This window comes from Stenotrophomonas sp. TWI700, assembly GCF_039673645.1.
Taxonomy (GTDB): Bacteria; Pseudomonadota; Gammaproteobacteria; order Xanthomonadales; family Xanthomonadaceae; genus Stenotrophomonas; species Stenotrophomonas maltophilia_AA.
Genome location: NZ_JBDJMB010000006.1, coordinates 36,147 through 59,051 on the forward strand (window position 1 = coordinate 36,147; position 22,905 = coordinate 59,051).

At 68.4% G+C, this 22,905-nt stretch carries 23 protein-coding genes; 10 read left to right on the plus strand and 13 right to left on the minus strand.

Annotated elements, in window-relative coordinates; translation table 11 throughout:
* Window positions 1–6: 6 nt before the first annotated feature.
* The 6 genes from ABE473_RS06760 to dapB all read right to left on the minus strand — a co-directional run bounded on the left by ABE473_RS06760 (window position 7) and on the right by dapB (window position 7,362).
* A complete protein-coding gene (locus tag ABE473_RS06760; RefSeq protein WP_346488913.1) occupies window positions 7–927 on the minus strand; it encodes a phosphoglycerate mutase in 921 nt (306 codons plus the stop codon).
* Window positions 928–932: 5 nt separating this feature from the next.
* Window positions 933–1,397 carry a transcription elongation factor GreA gene (gene greA, locus ABE473_RS06765; protein WP_026069738.1) on the minus strand — a complete coding sequence of 155 codons (465 nt, stop codon included), beginning with the start codon at window positions 1,395–1,397 and terminating at the stop codon, window positions 933–935.
* An 8-nt stretch (window positions 1,398–1,405) separates the two neighbouring features.
* Entirely contained in the window at window positions 1,406–4,648 is a 3,243-nt protein-coding gene (gene carB, locus ABE473_RS06770; protein WP_346488914.1) for a carbamoyl-phosphate synthase large subunit, read from the minus strand.
* A gap of 54 nt (window positions 4,649–4,702) precedes the next feature.
* Window positions 4,703–5,254 (minus strand): hypothetical protein, encoded by a 552-nt coding sequence (locus ABE473_RS06775; protein ID WP_346488915.1) that lies wholly within the window; start codon window positions 5,252–5,254, stop codon window positions 4,703–4,705.
* Window positions 5,251–6,381 carry a glutamine-hydrolyzing carbamoyl-phosphate synthase small subunit gene (carA, locus tag ABE473_RS06780; RefSeq protein WP_346488916.1) on the minus strand — a complete coding sequence of 377 codons (1,131 nt, stop codon included), beginning with the start codon at window positions 6,379–6,381 and terminating at the stop codon, window positions 5,251–5,253. The genes ABE473_RS06775 and carA overlap by 4 nt, the downstream gene beginning before the upstream one ends.
* Before the next feature lie 240 nt (window positions 6,382–6,621).
* A complete protein-coding gene (gene dapB / locus ABE473_RS06785; protein WP_346488917.1) occupies window positions 6,622–7,362 on the minus strand; it encodes a 4-hydroxy-tetrahydrodipicolinate reductase in 741 nt (246 codons plus the stop codon).
* A gap of 190 nt (window positions 7,363–7,552) precedes the next feature.
* Between dapB and ABE473_RS06790 the strand changes: the two genes are divergently transcribed.
* Both ABE473_RS06790 and ABE473_RS06795 read left to right on the plus strand, forming a co-directional pair.
* The gene (locus ABE473_RS06790) at window positions 7,553–7,954 is read left to right on the plus strand and encodes a MerR family transcriptional regulator (RefSeq protein WP_346479420.1); all 402 of its coding nucleotides are present in this window, start codon (window positions 7,553–7,555) and stop codon (window positions 7,952–7,954) included.
* A 54-nt stretch (window positions 7,955–8,008) separates the two neighbouring features.
* Window positions 8,009–8,590: an NAD(P)H-dependent oxidoreductase gene (locus ABE473_RS06795; RefSeq protein ID WP_346488918.1), complete on the plus strand. Its 582-nt coding sequence runs from the start codon at window positions 8,009–8,011 to the stop codon at window positions 8,588–8,590.
* 44 nt (window positions 8,591–8,634) lie between these two features.
* On the opposite strand, the gene ABE473_RS06800 is transcribed toward ABE473_RS06795, so the two are convergent.
* The 3 genes from ABE473_RS06800 to ABE473_RS06810 are packed head-to-tail and all read right to left on the minus strand — an operon-like array spanning window position 8,635 to window position 11,002.
* Window positions 8,635–8,889: a DUF6587 family protein gene (locus ABE473_RS06800; RefSeq protein WP_176989092.1), complete on the minus strand. Its 255-nt coding sequence runs from the start codon at window positions 8,887–8,889 to the stop codon at window positions 8,635–8,637.
* Window positions 8,889–10,748, minus strand: a complete 1,860-nt coding sequence (gene feoB, locus ABE473_RS06805; RefSeq protein WP_346488919.1) for a ferrous iron transport protein B — start codon at window positions 10,746–10,748, stop codon at window positions 8,889–8,891. The genes ABE473_RS06800 and feoB overlap by 1 nt, the downstream gene beginning before the upstream one ends.
* Window positions 10,745–11,002 carry a FeoA family protein gene (locus ABE473_RS06810; RefSeq protein WP_346479423.1) on the minus strand — a complete coding sequence of 86 codons (258 nt, stop codon included), beginning with the start codon at window positions 11,000–11,002 and terminating at the stop codon, window positions 10,745–10,747. The genes feoB and ABE473_RS06810 overlap by 4 nt, the downstream gene beginning before the upstream one ends.
* 114 nt (window positions 11,003–11,116) lie before the next feature.
* On the opposite strand from ABE473_RS06810, the gene ABE473_RS06815 reads away from it, so the two are divergent.
* The 6 genes from ABE473_RS06815 (at window position 11,117) to ABE473_RS06840 (ending at window position 17,477) form a co-directional block, all read left to right on the plus strand.
* Entirely contained in the window at window positions 11,117–11,905 is a 789-nt protein-coding gene (locus tag ABE473_RS06815; protein ID WP_346488920.1) for an enoyl-CoA hydratase-related protein, read from the plus strand.
* Between the two features lie 181 nt (window positions 11,906–12,086).
* Window positions 12,087–12,980, plus strand: coding sequence for a hydroxymethylglutaryl-CoA lyase (locus tag ABE473_RS06820; RefSeq protein ID WP_346488921.1), 894 nt, complete (start codon window positions 12,087–12,089; stop codon window positions 12,978–12,980).
* Window positions 12,977–15,565, plus strand: coding sequence for an EAL domain-containing protein (locus tag ABE473_RS06825; RefSeq protein WP_346488922.1), 2,589 nt, complete (start codon window positions 12,977–12,979; stop codon window positions 15,563–15,565). Before ABE473_RS06820 ends, ABE473_RS06825 begins: the two co-directional genes overlap by 4 nt.
* Window positions 15,566–15,617: 52 nt before the next feature.
* A complete protein-coding gene (locus ABE473_RS06830; RefSeq protein ID WP_176989098.1) occupies window positions 15,618–16,388 on the plus strand; it encodes an SDR family NAD(P)-dependent oxidoreductase in 771 nt (256 codons plus the stop codon).
* 68 nt (window positions 16,389–16,456) lie between these two features.
* The gene (gene yeiP, locus ABE473_RS06835; RefSeq protein ID WP_121036675.1) at window positions 16,457–17,023 is read left to right on the plus strand and encodes an elongation factor P-like protein YeiP; all 567 of its coding nucleotides are present in this window, start codon (window positions 16,457–16,459) and stop codon (window positions 17,021–17,023) included.
* Window positions 17,013–17,477 (plus strand): hypothetical protein, encoded by a 465-nt coding sequence (locus ABE473_RS06840; protein ID WP_346488923.1) that lies wholly within the window; start codon window positions 17,013–17,015, stop codon window positions 17,475–17,477. The genes yeiP and ABE473_RS06840 overlap by 11 nt, the downstream gene beginning before the upstream one ends.
* Window positions 17,478–17,522: 45 nt before the next feature.
* Here the strand turns inward: ABE473_RS06840 and ABE473_RS06845 are convergent, their stop codons facing one another.
* Both ABE473_RS06845 and ABE473_RS06850 read right to left on the minus strand, forming a co-directional pair.
* A complete protein-coding gene (locus tag ABE473_RS06845) occupies window positions 17,523–18,260 on the minus strand; it encodes an MliC family protein (RefSeq protein WP_346488924.1) in 738 nt (245 codons plus the stop codon).
* A gap of 103 nt (window positions 18,261–18,363) precedes the next feature.
* Complete coding sequence (locus tag ABE473_RS06850; protein ID WP_346488925.1) at window positions 18,364–18,759, minus strand: nuclear transport factor 2 family protein; 396 nt, start codon at window positions 18,757–18,759, stop codon at window positions 18,364–18,366.
* A 224-nt stretch (window positions 18,760–18,983) separates the two neighbouring features.
* Between ABE473_RS06850 and ABE473_RS06855 the strand changes: the two genes are divergently transcribed.
* Together ABE473_RS06855 and ABE473_RS06860 are read left to right on the plus strand one after the other, a co-directional pair.
* Window positions 18,984–19,733 (plus strand): response regulator, encoded by a 750-nt coding sequence (locus ABE473_RS06855; RefSeq protein WP_346489004.1) that lies wholly within the window; start codon window positions 18,984–18,986, stop codon window positions 19,731–19,733.
* Window positions 19,733–20,800: an ATP-binding protein gene (locus tag ABE473_RS06860; protein WP_346479431.1), complete on the plus strand. Its 1,068-nt coding sequence runs from the start codon at window positions 19,733–19,735 to the stop codon at window positions 20,798–20,800. The genes ABE473_RS06855 and ABE473_RS06860 overlap by 1 nt, the downstream gene beginning before the upstream one ends.
* On the opposite strand, the gene ABE473_RS06865 is transcribed toward ABE473_RS06860, so the two are convergent.
* Together ABE473_RS06865 and ABE473_RS06870 are read right to left on the minus strand one after the other, a co-directional pair.
* Entirely contained in the window at window positions 20,778–22,595 is a 1,818-nt protein-coding gene (locus ABE473_RS06865) for a DUF4105 domain-containing protein (RefSeq protein ID WP_346488926.1), read from the minus strand. The genes ABE473_RS06860 and ABE473_RS06865 overlap by 23 nt on opposite strands.
* Window positions 22,595–22,888 carry a DUF2388 domain-containing protein gene (locus tag ABE473_RS06870; RefSeq protein ID WP_176989104.1) on the minus strand — a complete coding sequence of 98 codons (294 nt, stop codon included), beginning with the start codon at window positions 22,886–22,888 and terminating at the stop codon, window positions 22,595–22,597. The genes ABE473_RS06865 and ABE473_RS06870 overlap by 1 nt, the downstream gene beginning before the upstream one ends.
* Window positions 22,889–22,905: the final 17 nt, after the last annotated feature.

The window sequence follows — 22,905 nt, forward strand, 5'->3', positions numbered from 1 at the left end:
CTGCACTCAGGTGTCGTGCAGCTGCACCGGCTTCTTCCAGAACCGCCAGCGCTGGCCTTTGTCGATCTCCACGCACGTGCCGTCCTCGAAATCCAGGACCAGCCGCGTCAATTCCCCGCGCGCGATCGCCGCCAGCAGCGGCCGTATCGCATCGTTGCCCAACTGCTCCAGCGAACGCAGCTGGCGCAGGTCCACCAGGGCATCCACGGTCTGCTCGCCATCGGCGTGCAGGCCTGCCGCCTTGGCCAGCGCCTGCAGCAGCGCATCACGGCTGCGGACCTGGGCATGCGCGGTGGTCACGCGTTCGGGCAGCTCACCGCCGCCCCAGAACCACAACGAGTTGATCGCCCGCTTGCCGTCGGCCACGCGCTGCTGGTTCCACGCGTGCTGGTGCAACACCACCTGCGCCTCGGTCAGCAGGGCGCGCCAGCGGCGGCCTGCATCGCCTTCGGGAAGGTGGGCAAACAGATCATCGCCGAGCACCTCATCGGGCTCGGCGAATACCGGCAGCGTGGTGCCGGGCGGCAGGCGCAGATACCACCGCGACGGCACCGGGGCATCCAGCACGAAACCGTAGCCGGCAAACAATGGCTGCAAGGCCGGCAGCAGATGCATCACATCGGCCAGATCGGGCCGCAGGGTATCCCCGTGCCCCATCAGGCGTGCGCCATGCATGTCCGGCACCACGTTGGCCGGATCGGCCCGCAGCCACACCGCCCCGTCGGCGTCGCCGACATCCAGCTGGCGGGTCAGGGCTGCGGCCGACCACGCGTCCGGCTGCGTCTGGAAGTGCCGACGCAGCTGGGCGCGCTCGCCCGCCTCGGCGCTGCGGCGTTCCGCACGCCCCAGCGCCTTGGCGACGTCATCGGGCAGCGGCGCCGCCGGAAACCGGCTGCGCGCCGGCAGCAACAACGTCGCCGTGGCCATCGCCGTCAGTCCAGGTACTGGACGCTGACGATTTCGTACTCGCGCTGGCCGGCCGGTGCGTCGATGGTGACCGCATCGCCTTCCAGCTTGCCGATCAAGGCACGCGCCAGCGGCGAGGAGATCGCGATCAGGCCCAGCTTGATGTCCGCTTCCAGGTCACCCACGATCTGGTAGCGCTTCTCTTCATCGCTTTCCACGTCCGACAGCTCGACGGTGGCGCCGAACACTACCTTGCTGCCGGCGTTGAGCTTGGTGATGTCGATGATCTCGGCATGCGAAAGCTCGCCTTCCAGTTGCTTGATGCGGCCTTCGATGAACCCCTGCTCCTCACGCGCGGCGTGATACTCGGCGTTCTCCTTGAGATCGCCGTGCTCGCGTGCCTCGGCGATCGCCGCGATGACCTTCGGGCGCTTGACCGACTTCAGGTGGTCAAGCTCTTCGCGCAGACGCTGCGCGCCCTTCAGGGTGATCGGTGCTCTCATGCGTTCAACTCCTTGTGCAGTTCCTGCAGCGACCAGACCGGGCCGGTCCCGCGGAATTCCAGTGATTGCACCAGCGCCATGGCGCCGGCGATGGTGGTCGAATAGGTCACGCGATGCTGCAGCGCTTCGCGACGGATCGAGAACGAGTCGTTGATCGCCGCGCGACCTTCGGTCGTGTTGACGATATAGACGATCTCGCCGTTCTTGATCGAATCGACAATGTGCGGACGACCTTCGACGACCTTGTTGACGATCTCGCAGTCCATGCCGTGCTCCTGCAGCCACGCGCCGGTGCCACGGGTGGCGACCAGGCTGTAGCCGCGCTCAAGCAGGGCCTTGGCCACCGGCAGCACGCGCTTCTTGTCCGGATCACGCACCGAGACGAAGGCCTTGCCCAGCGGCGGCGCCTTGATGCCACCGGCTTCCTGCGCACGCGCGAAGGCGGCGCTGAAGCTGCGGCCCACGCCCATCACCTCACCGGTGGAGCGCATCTCCGGCCCGAGGATCGGATCGACGCCCTGGAACTTGGCGAACGGGAAGATCGCTTCCTTGACCGAGTAGTAGCCCGGCACGATTTCCTTGGTCGCGCCCTGCTCGGCCAGGGTCTTGCCGGCCATGCAGCGCGCGGCGATCTTGGCCAGCGGCATGCCGGTGGCCTTGGAGACGAACGGCACGGTGCGCGAGGCACGCGGGTTCACTTCCAGCAGGTAGACGATGTCTTCGCCGTTTTCGCCGGCCTGGATCGCGAACTGGGTGTTCATCAGGCCGACCACGTTCAGGGCCTTGGCCAGCTCGACGACCTGGCGACGCAGCTCGGCCTGGGTCTCGGCGGACAGCGAGTACGGCGGCAGCGAGCAGGACGAATCGCCCGAATGCACGCCGGCTTCTTCGATGTGCTCCATGACGCCGCCGATCAGCACGTTGCCGTCCTTGTCGGCAATGATGTCCACGTCCACTTCCACGGCGTTGTCGAGGAAGCGGTCCAGCAGCACCGGCGAATCGTTGGAGACCTTCACCGCGTCGCGGACGTAGCGGGCCAGATCGGATTCACCGTAGACGATCTCCATCGCACGGCCGCCCAGCACGTAGCTCGGGCGCACCACCAGCGGGTAGCCGATCTCGCGGGCCAGCAGCAGGGCTTCCTGGTCGTTGCGGGCGATGCGGTTTGGCGGCTGCTTCAGGCCGAGCTTGTCGACCAGCTGCTGGAAACGCTCACGGTCTTCGGCCAGATCGATGGAGTCCGGCGAGGTGCCGATCACCGGCACGCCGTTGGCTTCCAGCGCGCGCGCCAGCTTCAGCGGGGTCTGGCCGCCGTACTGGACGATCACGCCCTTCGGCTGTTCCAGCTCGACGATCTCCAGCACGTCCTCCAGCGTCAGCGGCTCGAAGTACAGGCGGTCGGAGGTGTCGTAATCGGTGGAGACGGTTTCCGGGTTGCAGTTGACCATGATGGTTTCGAAGCCATCATCGCGCAGCGCCAGTGCCGCGTGCACGCAGCAGTAGTCGAACTCGATGCCCTGGCCGATGCGGTTCGGACCGCCGCCCAGGATCATGATCTTGTCGCGGTTGCTCGGCGCCGCTTCGCACTCGTCCTCGTAGGTCGAGTACAGATACGCGGTGCTGGTGGCGAACTCAGCGGCACAGGAATCCACGCGCTTGTACACCGGGCGCACTTTGTGGGCACGACGCAGCGCGCGCACGGCCGCTTCGTTGGTGCCGGTCAGTTCGGCCAGGCGGGCATCGGAGAAACCGGCGCGCTTGAGCTTGCGCAGGCGCGCGGCGTCCAGCGCATCGATGCCATCGGCGGCCACCCCGGCCTCGGCCTGGATGATCTCTTCGATCTGGTCCAGGAACCACGGATCGATGTGCGACAGGGCGAACACGTCTTCCACGCTGAAACCGGCGCGGAATGCATCACCGACGAAGAACAGGCGCTCCGGGCCCGGGGCCTTGAGCTCGCGCTTGATCGTGGTGATGTCGTCTTCGTTGGACAGGTCCAAGCCGGTCGGGTCCAGGCCGATCTTGCCGGTTTCCAGGCCACGCAGTGCCTTCTGCAGCGACTCCTGGAAGGTGCGGCCCATCGCCATCACCTCGCCCACCGACTTCATCTGGGTGGTCAGGCGCGCATCGGCGGCCGGGAACTTCTCGAAGGCGAAGCGCGGGATCTTGGTGACGACGTAATCGATGGACGGCTCGAACGAGGCCGGGGTCAGGCCGCCGGTGATTTCGTTCTTCAATTCGTCCAGGGTGTAACCCACGGCCAGCTTGGCCGCGACCTTGGCGATCGGGAAGCCGGTGGCCTTGGAGGCCAGCGCCGAGGAACGCGACACGCGCGGGTTCATTTCGATCACGACCACGCGGCCGGTGGTCGGGCTGATGCCGAACTGCACGTTCGAACCGCCGGTATCCACGCCGATCTTGCGCAGGACGGCGATGGAGGCATCGCGCAGGCGCTGGTATTCCTTGTCGGTCAGGGTCTGGGCCGGGGCCACGGTGATCGAGTCACCGGTGTGCACGCCCATCGGGTCCAGGTTCTCGATCGAGCAGACGATGATGCAGTTGTCGGCGGTGTCGCGCACCACCTCCATCTCGAATTCCTTCCAGCCCAGCACCGACTCTTCCACCAGCACTTCGGTGGTCGGCGACAGCTCCAGGCCGCGGGTCACGATATCGACCAGCTCTTCGCGGTTGTAGGCGATGCCGCCACCGCTGCCGCCCAAGGTGAAGCTGGGGCGGATGATGGTCGGATAACCGACGCGGGTCTGGATCTCGATCGCTTCTTCCAGCGTGTGCGCGACCGCGGCGGACGGGCACTCCAGGCCGATCTCACCCATGGCCACGCGGAACAGCTCGCGGTCTTCGGCCATGCGGATGGCATCGCGCTTGGCGCCGATCAGCTCGACGTTGTACTTCTCCAGTACACCGTTGTCGGCCAGGTCCAGCGCGCAGTTCAGCGCGGTCTGGCCACCCATGGTCGGCAGCAGCGCATCGGGCTTTTCCTTGGCGATGATCTTCTCGACCGTCTGCCAGTTGATCGGCTCGATGTAGACGGCGTCGGCCATCTCCGGGTCGGTCATGATCGTGGCCGGATTGCTGTTGACCAGCACCACGCGGTAACCCTCGTCGCGCAGCGCCTTGCAGGCCTGCGCGCCGGAGTAGTCGAACTCACAGGCCTGGCCGATGACGATCGGGCCGGCACCGATGATGAGGATGGTTTTAAGGTCAGTGCGCTTGGGCATTGTCTTCTCTAAGTCAGGGCAGCGTAGCGGATGGGGGTGATCGCACGCTGTCGATCAGGAAATATCGTCGGGTTTCAGCGCGATCCGGCACTGGTCCTGCAGTCCTTGGGTCAGCTGCACCATCATGTCGTCAGGCGCGCTCATGGCGTCGAAAGCGGCATTCAGCCGGGCGAACGGCGCACCACCAAGAAACGTCTCGAATGCAGCCGCGTAGGCCTCGTCCTGTGCGTCGACAGAGGCGTCTGCTGCCGACTCGGGAAGTGCGCCGGTCATGATCAGGTAGCCTTTGCCGGATGGCGTGGCCAGGAAGCGGGTCCACTCAGCGATGACCATGTCGCCGTCGCTGCCGAGGCTGTTGATCACCGATTGGCGGGCCTGCCGCTGAAGCAAGGACTGGAGGGTGCTCAACGCGCACTGGCGATCCGCTTCCGGCAGCACCTTCAGCGCCGGCGCCTCGTTGACCAGCATCGCGGCCGACGCGGCACCCATCGAACCCTTGTTCAATGTCTGCATGAGCGCGGCAAGATCGGCATCGGCAGCAGCTGCGGCCTGTGCCGCGCCGGTGGCGCAGCACAGGATCAGCAGCAGCGCGGCGCGCTGGATCACGCCTTGGCTCCGGCCATCAGGGCAATGAAGCGGTCGAACAGCGGGCTGACGTCGTGTGGGCCCGGCGAGGCTTCGGGGTGGCCCTGGAAGGAGAACGCCGGCACGTCGGTGCGGGCGATGCCCTGGTTGGTGCCGTCGAACAGCGAACGGTGGGTCACGCGCAGGGTGGCCGGCAGCGTGGCTTCATCCACCGCGAAGCCGTGGTTCTGCGAGGTGATCATCACGCGGCCGTCGTCCAGGTCCTGCACCGGGTGGTTGGCACCGTGGTGGCCGTGACCCATCTTGACCGTCTTCGCGCCGGAGGCCAGCGCCAGCAGCTGGTGGCCCAGGCAGATGCCGAAGGTCGGCACCTTCTTTTCCAGGAAGGTCTTGATCGCGCCGATCGCGTAATCGCACGGTTCCGGATCGCCCGGGCCGTTGGACAGGAACACGCCGTCCGGATTCATCGCCAGCACTTCGGCGGCCGGGGTCTGCGCCGGCACCACGGTGAGCTCGCAGCCGCGCTCGGCCAGCATGCGCAGGATGTTCAGCTTGGCGCCGAAGTCATAGGCCACCACCTTGAAGCGCGGCGCGGCGTTGACGAAGGCGTTGCTGTCCAGATCCAGCTGGCCCTCGGTCCAGGTGTAGCTCTTGTCGGTGCTGACCACCTTGGCCAGGTCCATGCCCTTCAGGCCCGGGAACTTGCGCGCCGCTTCCAGCGCCGTGTCCACGTTCAGCCCTTCGCCAGCCATCAGCGCACCGTTCTGGGCGCCGCGCTCGCGCAGGATGCGGGTCAGCTTGCGGGTATCGATGCCGGAGATGGCGACCACGCCGCGCTGGAGCAGCCAATCCTGCAGCGACACCTGGCTGCGCCAGTTGCTCGGGCGGCGCGGGACATCGCGCACGATCAGGCCGGCCGACCATACTTTGGCCGCTTCATCGTCCTGGTCGGTCATGCCGGTGTTGCCGATATGCGGGTAGGTCAGCGTGACCATCTGCCGGGCGTAGGAGGGATCAGTCAGCACTTCCTGGTAACCGGTCATGGCGGTGTTGAACACCACCTCACCGACGGACAGGCCGGGCGCGCCTACGGATTCGCCCTCGAATACGGTGCCGTCTTCGAGGACGAGGATTGCGGCTTGGGTCACGGGAATCTCACTTTGGCTACCGAGGGGTCGCCGAAGTCACGCCTGCGCTTCACGAAAAAGCGGCTGCAAAAAAGCGCGGACTGCGGTTCTGGACCGGTCCGGCTGTCGTGATTCGGCGAGCGGGAATTGTAAAGGGAAGCCGGGTTCGACGCCAGTATCCGCGTGCAATTGCCCTGTTCAGGCCGATAAAGGGCGCAGCGCCGGTTCAGGCGCGCGCCCCGCTGGCCCCGCGGGGCCCATTCAGACGGCAGGCGGCGGCGTCGCCCCATCCAGCAGGTCGCGCACGCGGTAGCTGCCCGGCGCACGGCCCGGCAGCTGGCGGGCGGCAAACAGCGCCCCTCGGGCGAAAATGTCGCGGTTGGTCGCGCGGTGGGTCAGTTCGATGCGCTCGCCCAGCCCGGTGAACTGGACCAGGTGCTCACCGACGATGTCGCCGGCGCGCAGGCTGGCGTAGTGCGGCTCGGCCCCGCCCTTCTCCGCCGCCGCGCCCAGGGTCAGGGCCGTGCCAGACGGTGCGTCCTTCTTCTGGGTGTGGTGGGATTCGACGATGTCGCAGTCCCAGCCCTTCAGCGCGGCGGCCGCACGCTCGACCAGCTCGTCCAGCACCGCCACGCCCAGGCTGAAGTTGGAGGCCCAGACCAGCGGAATCCGGCCGGCCGCCTGGATCAGCGCCTGGCGCTGCGCCTCGCTGATGCCCGTGGTGCCGGAGACGAAGCCGGCGCCGCGCTCCACGCACAGCGCCAGCACCGGATCGAACCCCTCGGGCAGGCTGAAATCGATGGCGACGTCGAACTGGGGCGCACCGCCCAGCTCACTGCTGGAGAAATGCGGCACACCCTCGACCACGCGCTGGGCCGGCGAGCGGCGGGTGACCGCGGCCACGACCTGCAGGGCGGGAGTGTCGGCGGCAAGGCGGAGCAGCGTCTGGCCCATGCGGCCGGAGGCACCGTGGATGAGCAAACGTAGGGGAGTGGTAGTCATGCCCGCAGGCTAGCGGGTGGTGGCGAGGATGTACAAGAGGAAAACCACCCGCGGCTTGCTACGCTGGCCGACCGGTCCCTCTGGCAGCCTCTCCATGCAGCGTTCGCAACCGCGCCTTCCCGTCACCCGCAGCGCACCGCGCCTCGGCCATCACCTGGTGGTGCATGGCGGGCCGATGCGGGATTGATCCATGCGCATCTCCGACATCGCCCGACGCAGCGGCGCCAGCCAGAAGGCCATCCGCCTGTATGAAGCACGCGGCCTGCTGGCGCCGGTCCCGCGGGTCAATCGCTACCGCGACTACAGCGAACAGGATCTCCATCTGGTCCAGCTGATCCGCCAGGCGCTGACGCTCGGGTTCCGGCTCGCCGACGTGGCCTGCCTGCGTCGTGCCGATGGCGGCATCGATTGGCCCCGCGTGCAGACACTGCTGGTGACGCGCCAACAGGCGGTGCGCGCAGACATGGAGCGCCTCCACCAGCTGGACCAGGCGCTCACCGTTCTACGCGATGAGGTGGCCGAACTCGTCGTCCACGGGGATACCGGCGCACTGGAAAGCTGCATGGCCGCGGGCGACTGCCGGGCCGCTTGACTCTGCCCCATGGGGCAGACCGCAGGCTTGCGCTCCCCTCCTGCGAGTACGTCCATGTCCCGCTCCATCGTCATCCTGCTTGGCCACCCCGACCGTGACAGCCTGTGCGGCGCAATGGCCGAGCGCTACCGGGACGCCGCGCAGGCGGCCGGGCACTGCGTCCACCTGTTCGCCCTGGGCGAGGCCGATTTCGATCCTGTCCTGCGCCATGGTTACCGCCAGATCCAGCCGCTGGAGCCCGACCTGCAGGAAATCATGGCCGCCATTGCCGAATGCAACCACCTGGTGCTGGTCTACCCGACCTGGTGGGGCGGCATGCCGGCGCTGTTGAAGGGCTTCTTTGACCGCTCCTTCCTGCCTGGCGTCGCGTTCCGCTATCGCAAGGATTCGGTGTGGTGGGACCGGCTGCTCAGTGGGCGCAGCGCGCGGGTGATCACGACCCTGGACACCCCGCCCTGGTACTACCGTTGGGTGTACCGCATGCCGGGATATCAGCAGATCCGCCGCACGATCCTGGAATTCTGCGGGATCAAGCCGGTCAGGATCAGCGGATTCGGCCCGGTGCGCAGCACCACGCTGGCGCAGCGTGAGGCCTGGTTGCGGCAGGCGCAGCGACTGGGCAGCCAGGGCCGCTGACTGTGTTCCTGCAGGGAATCCACGCAAGGCGTGGATCCCGCCCCTCAGTGCTGCTTCGGCGGCGTCGGTCCACAACTGTCGCAGCCGCCACACGCACCACCGCCACCCGTGGCCGGTGGCGCGATCCTGCGGCCCAGCGCCTGCAGCCAGGCCGCACGCTGCGGTTTGACCAGCCCCAGCGCGATCGCACCGCGCGCCCGGCGCACGGTGCCCGGGAACTGCTTCTTCATCACCACCCACGCGCTGACCAGCACGGCCAGCGCGATCACGGCGTACTGCAGCAGCAGGCCGGTCTCCATCAGCCGCCGCCCAGGGTCACGGTCACCTGGTAGGTGATCAGCGAGGCGATGTAGGCGGCCGCGAACAGGTAGAACGTGGCAAAGCCCATCTGCTTCCACGAGTTGGTCTCGCGCTTGATGGTGGCCAGCGTGGAGATGCACATCGGGGCGTAGATGTACCAGACCAGCAGCGACAGCGCGGTGGCCAGCGACCAGCCATCGCTGATCAAGGGCGTCAGTGCCTGGCTGGCCGCATCGTCATCGGCAGCCGACAGTGCGTACACCGTGGCCAGCGAGGCCACCGCCACTTCGCGCGCGGCCAGGCCCGGGATCAGCGCGATGCAGATCTGCCAGTTGAAGCCCAGCGGCGCGAAGAACACCGCCATCGCATGACCGATCTGGCCGGCGAAGCTGTAGTCGATCGCCGGCATGGTCGCGTTCTCCGGCGCCCCCGGGAAAGACAGCAGGAACCACAGCAGGATGGTCAGCGCCAGGATGATGCCGCCCACGCGCTTGAGGAAGATCATGCCGCGTTCGTACAGCCCGACCGCAAGATCGCGCGGGTGCGGGATGCGGTAGGACGGCAGTTCCAGCATCAGCGGGTGCTCGTTCTTGTCGCGGCGCCACTTCTTCATCGTCCAGGACATCAGCAGCGCGCTGACGATGCCGGCCGCGTACAGCCCGAACAGGACCAGGCCCTGCTGGTTGAACACGCCCCAGATCTGCTTCTGCGGGATGAAGGCGCCGATCAGCAGCGCATACACCGGCAGGCGCGCCGAACAGGTCATCAGCGGAGCGACCAGGATCGTGGCGAGCCGGTCGCGCGGGTCCTGGATGCTGCGGGTGGACATGATGCCCGGCACCGCGCAGGCGAAGCTGGACAGCAGCGGGATGAACGAGCGCCCGGACAGGCCGGCCGCAGCCATCATGCGATCCAGCAGGAAGGCCGCGCGCGGCAGGTAGCCCGACTCCTCCAGCGCCAGGATGAAGGCGAACAGGATCAGGATCTGCGGCAGGAACACGATCACGCCACCCACGCCGGCGATGATGCCGTCGGTGAGCAGGCTGTTGAGCGGGCCTTCCGGCAGCGCGCCCCCGATCCACCCACCCAGCGCGGCGGTGCCGGCCTCGATGAGGTCCATGACCGGGGTGGCCCAGGCGTAGACGGCCTGGAAGATCAGGAACATCACCACCGCCAGGGTCAGCAGCCCGAACACCGGGTGCAGCAGCCAGCGGTCCAGCGCGTCGTCGATCTTCGCCGTGCGCGTCGGCATGCTCACCGAGGCGGAGAGGATGTCGCGCACCTGGGCGTGGTAATCGGTCTCGGCCGCGGGGACTGCCACCGGCGCCTGCAGGTGCGGCACCATCGCATCCAGGCGCTCGACCAGCCTGGCCGCGCCATTGCGACGCACCGCCACGGTCTCGACCACGGGCACGCCCAGCGCCTGTTCCAGCGCCTGGACGTCGATCCTGATGCCGCGGCGCTCGGCCGCATCCACCATGTTCAGCGCCACGATCATCGGCTTGCCCAGCTCACGCAGCTCCAGTGCGAAGCGCAGGTGCAGGCGCAGGTTGGTCGCATCGATCACGCACAGCAGCACGTCCGGGGCGGCCTCGCCGGGGTAGAAGCCCCGGCACAGATCACGGGTGATCGCCTCGTCCAGGCTGGCCGGCTGCAGGCTGTAGGCGCCGGGCAGATCGAGCACGGCGAACTCACGGCCGGACGGCGCACGCAGGCGGCCTTCCTTGCGCTCGACGGTCACGCCGGTGTAATTGGCCACTTTCTGGCGGCTGCCGGTCAGCTGGTTGAACAGCGCCGTCTTGCCACTGTTGGGGTTGCCGACCAGGGCGATGCGCAGGGCGTTGGTCGCGGCGCTCATGCGTGGGCCTCACGGGCCTGCAACGCGGTGACCACGATGCGGGCGGCCTCACTGCGGCGCAGCGCGAAGCGCGTGAACCCGACCTGCACCAGCAGCGGCTCGGCGCCGACTGGACCACGGGCGACCAGACGCACTTCTTCGCCTTTGACGAAGCCAAGCTCCTTCAGTCGGCGGGCGATCGCATCGTTTGCGTGTAGTTCCTGCACGGACTCCACCACGGCGGAGCTGTACAGCGCCAGATCGGACAACGTCACGGAGCGCCTTCTCGATGATAGGAATGGTTATCAATTGTACCATCGGCGCACCGCGTCATTGCCCGTGACCCATGGCCCGCTATGATCTGTACATGTAACGGAGCAAGCCGACCCATGAGTGATGCACTACGGATTGAACGCAGCGCCTCGGTGCTGACCCTGTGGCTGAACCGCCCCGCCCTGCACAACGCCTTCGACGCCTCGTTGATCGCCCAGCTGACGGCCGCCCTGGAAGCCGCCGGTCGCGACGACCACGTCCGCGCGGTGGTGCTGGCCGGTGAAGGCGCCTCGTTCTCGGCGGGCGCGGACATGCAGTGGATGCGTGGCATGGCCGCCGCCAGCGAGGAAGACAACCGTCTGGACTCGCTGGCCCTGGCCCGCCTGATGCGGACCCTGGACGAGCTGCCCAAGCCGACCATCGCCCGCGTCCAGGGCGCCGCCTTTGGTGGCGGGGTCGGCCTGGTCGCGTGCTGCGATATCGCCATTGCCAGCACCAGCGCCCGCTTCGGGCTGACCGAAAGTCGCCTGGGCCTGCTGCCCGCGGTGATTTCGCCCTATGTCATCGATGCGATCGGGCCCCGCCAGGCGCGTCGCTGGTTCGCCACCGGCGAGCATTTCGATGCCGAGACCGCCCTGCGCATCGGCCTGGTCCACCAGCTGATCGAACCGGAACGGATCGACGAGGCCGTCCAGCGCCAGCTTGGCCTGCTCGACAAGGCCGGCCCGGTGGCCTCGTCCTCGGCCAAGGACCTGGTCCGCCGGGTCGCGCTGGGCCGCGACCGCGACGCCACCGATCGCGACAACGCGGCCCTGATCGCCCGCCTGCGGGTCTCGGCCGAAGGTCAGGAGGGCCTCGGCGCCTTCCTCGACAAACGCGCCCCGCATTGGGTCACCCAGGACTGAGCCCCTCAGGGCTCCCTCCTACGCCGGCGGGATGGCCGCTTTGTCGCCCATCCCGCGTATCCCTTTTTCGTGGCCTGCCGGGGACCGTGGGCCGCCTTTCGTCTGACAGGAATCTCCGTGACCTCTACCCCGCCCCGCCCCCTGCTGGTCGTCCGTCGCTCCGTTCGCGGAGGACTGGCCCATGGATGATTTCGTCCGCATCGTCGAGGTCGGCCCGCGCGACGGGCTGCAGAATGAAGGCCAGCCGGTCGCCACCGCCGACAAGATCGAGCTGATCCGCCAGCTCTCGCTCACCGGGCTGCGCACCATCGAGGCCACCAGCTTCGTCAGCCCGCGCTGGGTGCCGCAGCTGGCCGACGCCGCCGAGGTCTATACCGGGATCGACCGCCGTCCCGGCATCGACTACCCGGTGCTGGTGCCCAACGAACAGGGCTACGACCGGGCCCGCGCGGTGGGTGTCCAGGAAGTGGCGGTGTTCACCGCCGCCTCGGAGACGTTCAACCGGACCAATACCAACGCCGGCATCGAAGAGTCGCTGGCGCGCTTCGCGCCGATCCTGGAGCGGGCCAAGGCGGATGGGGTCAAGGTGCGTGGCTACGTGTCCACCGTGCTCGGTTGCCCATACCAGGGCGAGGTCGCGGTGAGCGAGGTGGTGCGCGTCGCCCGTGCGCTGCACGAGATGGGCTGTTACGAAATCTCGCTCGGCGACACGATCGGCGTCGGCACCCCGCGCAAGGCACGCGCGATGCTCAAGGCCGTCGCCAGCGAGCTGCCCATTGCCGCGCTGGCCGTGCACTTCCACGATACCTATGGCCAGGCGCTGGCCAACATCGATGCCTGCCTGGAAGAAGGCGTGCGCGTGGTCGACTCGGCCGTCTCCGGTGCGGGCGGCTGCCCGTATGCCAAGGGCGCCAGCGGCAACGTCGCCAGCGAGGATGTCGTCTACATGCTGCACGGCATCGGCATGCGCACCGGCATCGATCTGCCGGCGCTGGCCGCCACGGGGCGCTGGCTGGCCGCGCGCCTGGGGCGCGAGACCGGCAGCAAGGCTGGCAAGGCGCTGGCGGCGACATGAAAAGCGGCGGCCGGCGCAAGGACGCTGCGGTCGGTGATCACCTCACCGCCCACGTCCACGCGCTGGCCGCCCTGGAACATGCACTGGCCCGCTCGCCCGGTGAGCTGCGCGGCCTGCTGGAGAATGTCCAGCAGGCCCTGCAGGAAGCCATGGACGAGCGCCAGCTTGCCCTGCGTCGCTATGCCGCGCTGTTCGATGCGGTCCCGGACCCGGTCAGCATCCTCAGCGAAAGCGGCGTGGTGCTGGACCTCAACAAGGCCGGCGTGCGCGCCTACGGCCGCCCCCGCGAGGAGATCGTCGGGCAGCCGATCGAGCTGTTGAACCCCGACCTGCCCGGCGATCATCTGGACCCGGTGTGGGAGGCCCTGCACCGGGGCGAAACCTATGTCATCGAAGTCACCAACATGCGCGGCGACGGCAGCCGGTTTCCCGTCGAGGTGCATTCGGCCGGCTTCGAACACCAGGGCGAGCACTGCATCGTGGCGGTGGCCCGGGATCTGAGCAGCCGCTGGCAGGCCGAATCGCGCTACCGGCTGCTGATGGAATCGATCGACAAGGGCGTGATCCTGTTCGACCGCCAGCTGCGCGTGGTCTCGGCCAACCCGGCCGCGCACCGCATCCTCGGCACGGCCGGCAATGGCGGCAGCCTGCAGGCGATGCTGGCGCCGGAAGACTGGATCAGCGTGGACGAGCACGGTCACCCGCTCACCCGCGAGCAGTGGCCGGCCGCCGTGTCACTGCAGAGCGGCCGCATCGTGCGCAGCACCATCGTCGGCCTGTACCACCGCCCGCGCGGACGGATGATCTGGATCTCCACCACCAACGTGCCGGTGTACGGCAACGGGCGCGATGCACCCGACCATGTGTTCGCGCTGTTCAGTGACATCACCGAACTCAAACGGAACAACACCCTGTTCGACCGCGCGCAGTCACTGGCGCACATCGGCGGCTGGGAGTGGGACCGCGGGCTGCAGCGCCTGTACCTGACCGACGAGGCGACCCGCATCCTCGGCCAGGCGCTGCCGATGCGCGACATGGCCGAGCTGCTCGAATGCCTGCGCCTGGATGACCGTTCGCAGCTGCAGCAGGCACTGCTGGACGTGATCGACAAACAGGTCTCCTTCGAGCTGGAACTGCAGGGCCAGCGCAGCGACGGCCACTCGTTCTGGGTGCGCATGATCGGCGAGGCCGAGGCCGGGGATGTGGATGCCGCGCGCATCGCCGGCACCGTGCAGGACATCACCGCGCGCAAGCAGGCCGAGGAGACACTGCGCATCCAGGCGCGCACCGATCCCCTCACCGGGATCATGAACCGCGACGCGGTGCTCAATGACCTGGCCACGCGCATGGCCAACCCGACGCACTGCCGGGTCGCCGTGCTCTACATCGATCTGGACCGGTTCAAGATCGTCAACGATCTGCTCGGCCACAACGCCGGCGATGAACTGCTGATCGATGCCACCCGCCGCATCGCCACCGCGATCGGCACCGAAGGATTGCTGGCGCGGTTCGGCGGCGACGAGTTCCTGGTGGTCTGCGATACCCGCGACCAGGCCGACCAGCCCGAGCAGCTGGCCGAGGCCATCACCCGCGCCTTCAGCACACCGTTCCGTTTCGGCGCCGACGAGTTTCCGGTGACCACCAGCATCGGCATCGCGCGCGCGCCGCAGGACGGACTGCGCCCCCAGCAGCTGATCCAGAACGCCGACATCGCCATGTACGACTGCAAGCGGCGCAGCCGCAACGGCTGGCAGGTATTCTCGCCCGAGCTGGCCCAGCGCCAGCACGATCGCCTGCAGATCGAGAGCCGCCTGCACCGCGCGCTGGACGACGATGAGTTCCATCTGGTGTACCAGCCGCAGGTCAACCTGCACAGCGGCCAGCTGATCGCCGCCGAGGCACTGATCCGCTGGCGCAACACCCAGCTGGGCGAGCTGCGCCCGGATATCTTCATCGGCCATGCCGAGACCACCGGCGACATCGTCCGGATCGGCCTGTGGGTGCTCCGCGAGGCCTGCCGGCAGGTACGCCGCTGGCAGGATGACGGGCTCGGCATCGTACGGGTGGCGGTCAACGTGTCCTACCGGCAGTTCGTCGGCGAAGACCTGGCCCGGCACGTGCGCGCGGTGCTGGATGAGTTCCACCTGCCCGGCAGCGCGCTGGAGCTGGAGTTCACCGAACGGGTCTTGATCGAGGACGCTCCGGACACCCTGCGCACCTTCGCGCAGCTGCGCGAGATGGGCGTGCTGCTCACCATCGACGACTTCGGCGAAGGCTACAGCGCGCTGAACTACCTGCGCCGGCTGCCGATCCACGGGCTCAAACTGAGCCAGCTGTTCGTCGAGGGGGTCCCGGGCAACCGATCGGATGTCGCCGTCTGCGAAGCCGTGTGCGGGATCGCCCGCAGCCTCGGGCTGGGACTGGTGGCCGAGGGTATCGAATCGGAGGCCCAGCGCCAGTTCCTGCAGACGCTGGGGGTGTCGGTCGGCCAGGGCTTCCTGTTCGCGCCGGGGCTGGCACCGGATGAGTTCGCCCGGCGGCTGGCGCTGCGCGCGAGGGTCGCCGTGGGCAGTGCACAACAGTGATCGCGACCGCTTCCGTTAGAATCGGCGGTTCTTGAACCAGCGGGATCGTGCAATGCAGCTGTCTTCTGTCCGCGCCGTCATCACCGGCGGTGTCTCCGGCCTCGGCTTGTCCGTGGCCCAGCACCTGGTCGCCCACGGCGCCAAGGTGGCCCTGTTCGATCTCAATGACGAGAAGGGTGCCGCCGCCGTGGCCGAACTGGGCCAGGCCAATGCGCGCTACTACAGCACCAACGTCAGCGATGAAGCCGCCGTGGCCGCGCAGATCGAGGCCGCCTGCGACTTCCTGGGCGGGCTGAACGTGGCGGTCAACTGCGCCGGCATCCTCGGCGCCGGCCGCGTGCTGGGCAAGGAAGCGCCGATGCCGCTGGCCAACTTCCAGGGCACGGTGATGGTCAACCTGGTCGGCAGCTTCAACGTCGCCAAGGCCGCCGCCAACCGCATGCAGCACAACACCCCGGGCGAGGACGGCGAGCGCGGCGTGATCATCAACACCGCCAGCGTGGCCGCCTATGAGGGCCAGATCGGCCAGGCCGCCTACGCCGCCTCCAAGGGCGGCGTGGTCAGCATGACCCTGCCGATGGCCCGCGAGCTGTCGCGCTTCGGCATCCGCGTGATGACCATCGCCCCGGGCATCTTCTGGACCCCGATGGTCGACGGCATGCCGCCGGCCGTGCAGGAATCGCTGGCCGCCTCCATCCCGTTCCCGCCGCGCCTGGGCAAGCCGGACGATTTCGCCGGCCTGGTCGCCTACATCCTGGGCAACACCTATCTCAACGGCGAGACCATCCGCCTTGACGGCGCCGTGCGTCTGGCGCCGAAGTAATCGAGCACGCAACCCGCTGGGTGCCCGGTTCCGGCACCCGCCACCTCCACGAACCGACCTTCATTCCCATGAAAGCCAGCGACATCAAGAAAGGCAACGTCGTCGAATTCAACAACGGCGTCTACCAGATCCGCGACATCGAACGCAGCTCCCCGCAGGGCCGCGGCGGCAATGTCCGCTTCCGTTTCATCATGTACAGCGTGCCCGGCGGCAACAAGCTCGATTCCAGCTTCGATGCCGACGACAACCTGCCGGAAGTCGAGCTGCTGCGCCGCCAGGCGACCTACTCGTACATGGACGGCGACGCGTTTGTGTTCCTGGACGACGAGGACTACACCCCGTACATGGTCGACGCGGACGTGCTCGGCGATGACGCCGGCTACATCACCGACGGCCTGACCGGCATCTACGTGCAGGTGATCGACGAGACCCCGGTGGGCGTGCAGCTGCCGACCAGCGTGGTGCTGGAAGTGGTCGAGACCCCGCCGGAGCTCAAGGGTGGCACCGCCACCAAGCGCCCGAAGCCGGCCAAGCTCAGCACCGGCATCGAGATCATGGTGCCGGAGTACATCGCCAACGGCGAGCGCGTGCTGGTCAACACCACCACCGGTGAATTCGCCGGCCGTGCCGACTAAGCGGTCCGCACCGACCGTCCTGCTCCTGCTCCTGCTGCTCGCGGCGTGCTCGCCGCGGGCAGTGGAGAGCGAGACGCTCGACCCCGAAGCCGCGGCCGCCGCGGTCGATACCACCGGCAATGCACGCTGCGACGTGCCTGCCGAGCTGTTCGTGGCCGAAGACATCCGCATGTACTGCGCGATGCCGGGCGACGTGCAGGCGTTCCTGGGCCGCGAAAGCGCGTGCCAGCACTTCGCTGGCGAAGAAGCCTACGACGAGGACCGCGCCCGCGAACTGGCGTATGCGATCCACGAGTACTGCGACGACCGCGCCGGGCTGTTCAACCAGCTTCTGCAGCGTCATGCGGACAATTGTCTGGTGCACACCGAGCTGATGCTGCTCGGCACCCGCAACGAACTGGTCCTCGATACGCGCAGCCGCGCGCTGCCCAATCCCTGCCCGCGCGGCATGTGATGCCTCACCGGACGCGCACGCGCGCATCCGGTGACGACGGATCGATCAGGGCTTGGCCGCCAGCGACGGCGCACCGGCAAAATCGCCACACCCATGGTACTGGCGCGCACCGACCGTCAGCATCGCGGTGGCCCCGAAGGCCTGGCCGCTCATGTCGTCCTGGCACACCGTGCGCTGGAAGGTCAGCTTGACCGGGGTGCCATCCGCAGCGGTACCGGACCAGCCATCACGGCCCTGCGTGGGGCTGGGAATCTCGAGCTTGCGCTCGCCGTAATCCATCTCGATGTGCAGCGCCGGCGTCGCACCCGCACCGACCTGGGCCAGCCAGCCGGGCTCGTTGCCGGTCGCGCGGAACCCGCCCGCCGCATCGGCATCCGCATTGGCCGTGGCGTTGGCCGGCGGTGCTTCGCCGCCCTGCTCGCCGGTGCCGGTGCAGGTGCGGTCCGGCTCGCCCTTGAGGATCAGGATCCCGTCGGTGGTGCCCTTGGTCCAGAATTCGTTGCCCTGCCCATCGCCATACTTGGCACCGGACGCGGCCGGCTGCGACGACATCGGGAAGGTGCGGTCGCCCACCACCACCGTCGCCGAATCCTGGCCGCGGTAGGTGGCATGCACTTCCAGCTCGCCACAGCGGAAGGCGTAGCTGCGCTCATCGGCCGTGGAGGCATCGAGGGGGGGCGGCGCTTCGCTGCCGTCGGCGGCGGGGCTGCTCTCGGTGGCCGGTTGGCAGGCGGCGAGTACGCCGGTAACGGCCAGGCTCAACAACCAGGGAGATGCGCGCATGAGGAACTCCTTGCGATAACGTCGACAACACTTGATCGTACCTGCCGCGCCGTGAGGACAGGTGAAGCGGCGCTGACCCCGCCCGCCCTGCTGAACGCGCGGTTCAGTGCAGCGGTGGCGATGCAGGGAGCACGCACATCGACAGCAGATGCACGCCCGGCGCGGCGCTGCTGCGCGTCCAGACCCGCAGCAGGCGCATCGTGTGCAGGCGCCTGCCGTGCTCGCCATCGAGGTGGATGCGCAGCTCGCCGGTGACCAGCACCATCGCGCCGCAGGCGAGCTGCTCGGTCTGCTGCCGCTCGATCGCGGCGATGCGGATGCGCCGTGCGTTCCAGCCCGCCAGCAGCGGGGACGCATCCTGGCGGTGGCCAGCGTGGTCGGTCAGGAACAGTGCCGGCGACAGCAACGCACGCAACTGCTGCGGCTGCCACTGGACCAGCGCATCCCAGAGCCGCGCCTCGGCTGCCTCGACGTGTGCCGGTTGCAGGAGCGCGTTCATGTGTGCACCCGCCATCGTCGCAGCGTCATGCGCCCACCGCGCACGCGCCGTGTCTCGTTCGCCGCCCCAAGGGCGGGCATCCATCTGGAGTTCTTCATCCGCAGCACAGGGCCGGAACACCGGCTGAAATCACGATGGCGGCAGTCTGCGTGGGCTCGGTGGGGTTTCGATGGAGGAAGTGTGGAGATACGATGGAGCACAAGCACCTTCCGGCCCTGCCCTGCATGCCCGCCTCCGATTCACCCGGCGCCCCCACCGCGCGTTGGGATCATTCGCTCAACGCCCTGGTCCTGATCGTCGAGGACGAACCCGAGATCGCCGACATCGTCGCGGCCTACCTGGCCCGCGAAGGCCTGCGCACGCTGCGCGCGCAGGACGGCCTCGGCGCCCTCGCCCTGCATCGCAGCGCGCGGCCGGACCTGGTCCTGCTCGACGTGCAGATGCCGGGCATGGACGGCTGGACCGTGCTCAACACGCTGCGCCAGCGCGGCGATACGCCGGTGATCATGTTGACCGCGCTGGACCAGGACCTGGACAAGCTCACCGCGCTGCGGATGGGCGCGGACGATTACGTGGTCAAGCCCTTCAACCCGGCCGAAGTCGCCGCGCGGGTGCGTGCGGTGCTGCGCCGCACCTTGAATGCGCCGCGCCCGAGCGCACCGGAGATCCTGCGCGTGGGCAGCCTGGTGATCGATCCGGAGCACCACGCCGTGCATGTCGAAGGCGATGGCTACAGTCACGAACTGCTGCTCACCCTGACCGAATACAAACTGCTGCACTGCATGGCGCTGGCACCCATGCGCATCTTCAGCCGCAGCGAACTCATGCACGCGTGCCTGCCGGAAAGCGAAGCGCTGGAGCGCACCGTGGACAGCCACGTCAGCAAGCTGCGGCGCAAACTCGATGATGTCGGCCTGGCCAACGTGCCGGCCAGCGTGCGCGGCGTCGGTTACCGGCTGGCGGCGGACCATTGATGCGCCGCTCGGGCCTGAGCCGGCACATCGTGCTGTCGATGTCGATGATGGTGCTGGCGGTCATCGTGATGGTGATCCTCAGCTCCTACCTGCTGTATGCCGTGCTGGTGGCGTTCTACCCCGGTGGCGCCGCGGAGCCGGTCAGCTGGGTGCCCAGCGGCCCCGAGCTGGTCTGGATGGTGGGCGTGACCCTGATCGGGCTGACCCTGGCCGTCGCTGCCTCGGTGCGTTTGTCCCAGCGCATCCTGACCCCGCTCAATGCGGTGGTGGACAGCATCGGCCGGCTTGCCGATGGCGACCTGGGCGCGCGCGCCGCAATCAGTGATCGCTCGCTCGGCGAAGTGGCGCTGCTGGTGGACGACTTCAACGCGATGGCGCGCCGGCTGCAGAACATCGAGGCGGACCGGGTGATGTGGCACGCGGCGATCGCGCACGAGTTGCGCACGCCGGTCACCATCCTGCGCGGCCGCCTGCAGGGCCTGGCCGAAGGGGTGTTCGCCCCGGATGAAGGGCAGTTCCGCAGCCTGCTGGCCCAGGTCGAAGGGCTGTCGCGGCTGATCGAGGACCTGCGCGTGCTGAGCCTGGCCGACAGCGCCCGCCTGGATGTCCGCCGTGCCCGCAACGATGTGGTGCAGGAAGTGCAGTCGGTGATGACCCTGGTCGACCCGGGCTTCCGCAGCAGTGGCTTCGTGCTGGAGCTGGAAACCTCGCGCGAGGAGCATCCGGCGCATTGCGACCCGACCCGGGTCCGCCAGGCGCTGATGGCGCTGCTGGAGAATGCGCGGCGCTACGCCACGCCCGGCAGGGTCCGCGTCGCCGTGCACGACACCGCCACCCACGTACAGATCGCCATCGACGACGAAGGTCCCGGCATCGACGCGGGGCTGCGTGAGCAGATCTTCGATCCGTTCCTGCGCGGCGATGGCTCGCGCTCGCGTCAGCGCGGTGGCAGCGGGCTGGGGCTGGCGGTGGTCAAGGCAATCGCCGATGCGCATGGCGGCCACGTCGCCTGCACAGCCAGCACGCTGGGCGGCGCGCGCTTCGTCATCGAGCTGCCGCGGCAGTAACACCGTCTTCCCGGGCCAGTTCGCGCATCCGCGCGCCGAGCCGGGCCAGCGAGCTGTCGATCGTGGCCAGCTCGCGTTGCTGCCGCACCGGCAGGCGTTGCTTCAACTGCCGTTGCAGCGCCTTCCAGGCCGGCGCGCCCTGCGCACTCAGCTGCACGGCGGCCTCGGCGGCCATCGCGCGCTCACCGGCGGAGGGCAGACCGTAGCCCCCACCCTTCACCAGGGCCGCCGGGCTGACCAGTTGGCCGGTGTCCTCGAGCAACGCGCGCAGCGTGTCGCGCGCCGCGGCATCGCCCGCGTCCGGATCGCCGAGCAGCCGCTTCAGGACATCGCGCGCACGCAGTTCCTCGCGGCGCAGTGCCGCCTGTTCCAGCAACAACAGGGCCGCCGTGGCGCGCAGATCGCCCTGCTCCACCCAGCGTGCCCGCTCACTGGCCGGCTGCCGCAACCAGTCGCCGACGTTCGCCGTGCCCAGCGGCAGCTGCCGGCGGGCGACATCGAACAGCTGCTGGTAATGCGCTTCCGCCGACGCGAAGTAATAACCCTGCCGGGTCGCCTGCCCGCGATCGGCCATCACGCTGGCATCCGCCACGCCCAGGCGCTCCAGACGGGTCAGCAGGCCGCGCGGGGTGAGCCGGTTCAGACCGGGCGACGCCAGGCGCGGCACGCCTTCCTGCAGCAGCTTGCCGGTTTCCACCGCGCAGTTGTTGCTGACGAACAGATAGCGCCCGTCGTAGCTCCAGTGCACCTGCGCGACACGCTCGAGCAGGCTGGCGATGTCCTGCTCATCCATCGCCAAGGGCACCGAGGACAGCCCCCGCAGCTCGAGCTGGGTGTATTCGTTGATGACCTGGTTGAGCGGCAGCACGAACAGACGCGAGGGATAGGCGCCGGTCAGCCCGCGCCAGCTGGAGATCTGCACATCGCCGACGAAGGCGCGGTAGGACAGCACGCGGTGATGGGACAGGTCCATCCGGCAGGCCGGCCCGCGTGGCCGCCCCGGCGCGCAGATCACCAGCCGCAGCATGCTGTGGCCCCAGCGGCTCATCAGCTGGTCATTGCCCTCGGCGAGCAGGTAGTCGACGCCGTAAACCCGCGCTGGATCCAGCTCGAGCAGCGTCGCAGCGCCTGCCTCCTCTTCGGCCTGCATCAACGGCAGACGGGTGTCGCAGTCGACCGCGTGCGCGATCGGCCCCAGGTGCTCGGCGAACCACGCGGCGACGGCCGGTCGACGGCAGGCGTACTCGGGATCGAGCAGCAGATGCTCGGCGTTGACCGCCAGGAACTCGGCCGGGCTGGCACGCTCGTAATCATCGGGGCTGCGCCCGCTGAAGGCGTTGCCGGTGCGGCCGAGTTTCCACGGGCGTCGTTGCCAGCCGGCCAGATCGCGCAGCCGCACGTCGCGTGACCAACCGCCCTGCGACGAACGGTCCAGCACGTGGGTCAGTTCATGGATCAGTGCCGCCTCGAGCGGGCGCGGCAATGGTTGATCCTCCTGCACGCTGTCGAGCAGTGCGCGCTGCAGGGTGATCGTGCCGTTGCGGGCACGGCCGTGCACATGGGCCGGCAGCGCGTCCGACCAGCGGACCAGGACCGGCTGCTGGAACCGTGCCTGCCACCCGGAAGGAAGGCGCGTGCGCACCTGCTGCAGGGCGCGCTCGGCGGCGACGATCTGCGCCGTGTTCAATCCCTGCGGCTGCAGTTCCAGCTGCAGCGCGGCGTGCGCCCAAGGCGCGGCCAGCCACGCGATCAGGACCGCCCAGCGCCAGCGGCGGACCTGACCGGCGGCTTGCATCAGCGTGCCAGCAGGGTCCTGGCCAGCGCCATGTCACTGGCCTGCTGCGCTGCACCCTGCTCGCGCAGGTGCAGCAGCGCCGCTTCCAGGCGTGCGCCGCGGATGGCGCCGTCGCTGGCCACGAAGGCCGCGGCGTCGTCACGCGCATCGAGCACGATCTTGTCATCGCCCGAGCTGGACGAACCGGCCGAGGACGCGCCGGATGCGGAGCCGGCGGAGCTGCCGGCAAAACTGGACGCCATCGCAGACAGCGGCAGGGCAAGCACGGCAAGAAGCAGGATCGGACGCATCATCAGGGTGTCGTTCGTGG

What these genes read in the sequence shown, in the direction of transcription:
- ABE473_RS06760 (WP_346488913.1), bottom strand. Translation starts at nt 927, where the DNA reads ATGGCCACGGCGACGTTGTTGCTGCCGGCGCGCAGCCGGTTTCCGGCG.
- carB (WP_346488914.1), bottom strand. Translation starts at nt 4,648, where the DNA reads ATGCCCAAGCGCACTGACCTTAAAACCATCCTCATCATCGGTGCCGGC.
- dapB (WP_346488917.1), bottom strand. Translation starts at nt 7,362, where the DNA reads ATGACTACCACTCCCCTACGTTTGCTCATCCACGGTGCCTCCGGCCGC.
- ABE473_RS06790 (WP_346479420.1), top strand. Translation starts at nt 7,553, where the DNA reads ATGCGCATCTCCGACATCGCCCGACGCAGCGGCGCCAGCCAGAAGGCC.
- ABE473_RS06795 (WP_346488918.1), top strand. Translation starts at nt 8,009, where the DNA reads ATGTCCCGCTCCATCGTCATCCTGCTTGGCCACCCCGACCGTGACAGC.
- ABE473_RS06800 (WP_176989092.1), bottom strand. Translation starts at nt 8,889, where the DNA reads ATGGAGACCGGCCTGCTGCTGCAGTACGCCGTGATCGCGCTGGCCGTG.
- feoB (WP_346488919.1), bottom strand. Translation starts at nt 10,748, where the DNA reads ATGAGCGCCGCGACCAACGCCCTGCGCATCGCCCTGGTCGGCAACCCC.
- ABE473_RS06815 (WP_346488920.1), top strand. Translation starts at nt 11,117, where the DNA reads ATGAGTGATGCACTACGGATTGAACGCAGCGCCTCGGTGCTGACCCTG.
- ABE473_RS06820 (WP_346488921.1), top strand. Translation starts at nt 12,087, where the DNA reads ATGGATGATTTCGTCCGCATCGTCGAGGTCGGCCCGCGCGACGGGCTG.
- ABE473_RS06825 (WP_346488922.1), top strand. Translation starts at nt 12,977, where the DNA reads ATGAAAAGCGGCGGCCGGCGCAAGGACGCTGCGGTCGGTGATCACCTC.
- ABE473_RS06830 (WP_176989098.1), top strand. Translation starts at nt 15,618, where the DNA reads ATGCAGCTGTCTTCTGTCCGCGCCGTCATCACCGGCGGTGTCTCCGGC.
- yeiP (WP_121036675.1), top strand. Translation starts at nt 16,457, where the DNA reads ATGAAAGCCAGCGACATCAAGAAAGGCAACGTCGTCGAATTCAACAAC.
- ABE473_RS06845 (WP_346488924.1), bottom strand. Translation starts at nt 18,260, where the DNA reads ATGCGCGCATCTCCCTGGTTGTTGAGCCTGGCCGTTACCGGCGTACTC.
- ABE473_RS06850 (WP_346488925.1), bottom strand. Translation starts at nt 18,759, where the DNA reads ATGAACGCGCTCCTGCAACCGGCACACGTCGAGGCAGCCGAGGCGCGG.
- ABE473_RS06855 (WP_346489004.1), top strand. Translation starts at nt 18,984, where the DNA reads ATGCCCGCCTCCGATTCACCCGGCGCCCCCACCGCGCGTTGGGATCAT.
- ABE473_RS06860 (WP_346479431.1), top strand. Translation starts at nt 19,733, where the DNA reads ATGCGCCGCTCGGGCCTGAGCCGGCACATCGTGCTGTCGATGTCGATG.
- ABE473_RS06865 (WP_346488926.1), bottom strand. Translation starts at nt 22,595, where the DNA reads ATGCAAGCCGCCGGTCAGGTCCGCCGCTGGCGCTGGGCGGTCCTGATC.
- ABE473_RS06870 (WP_176989104.1), bottom strand. Translation starts at nt 22,888, where the DNA reads ATGATGCGTCCGATCCTGCTTCTTGCCGTGCTTGCCCTGCCGCTGTCT.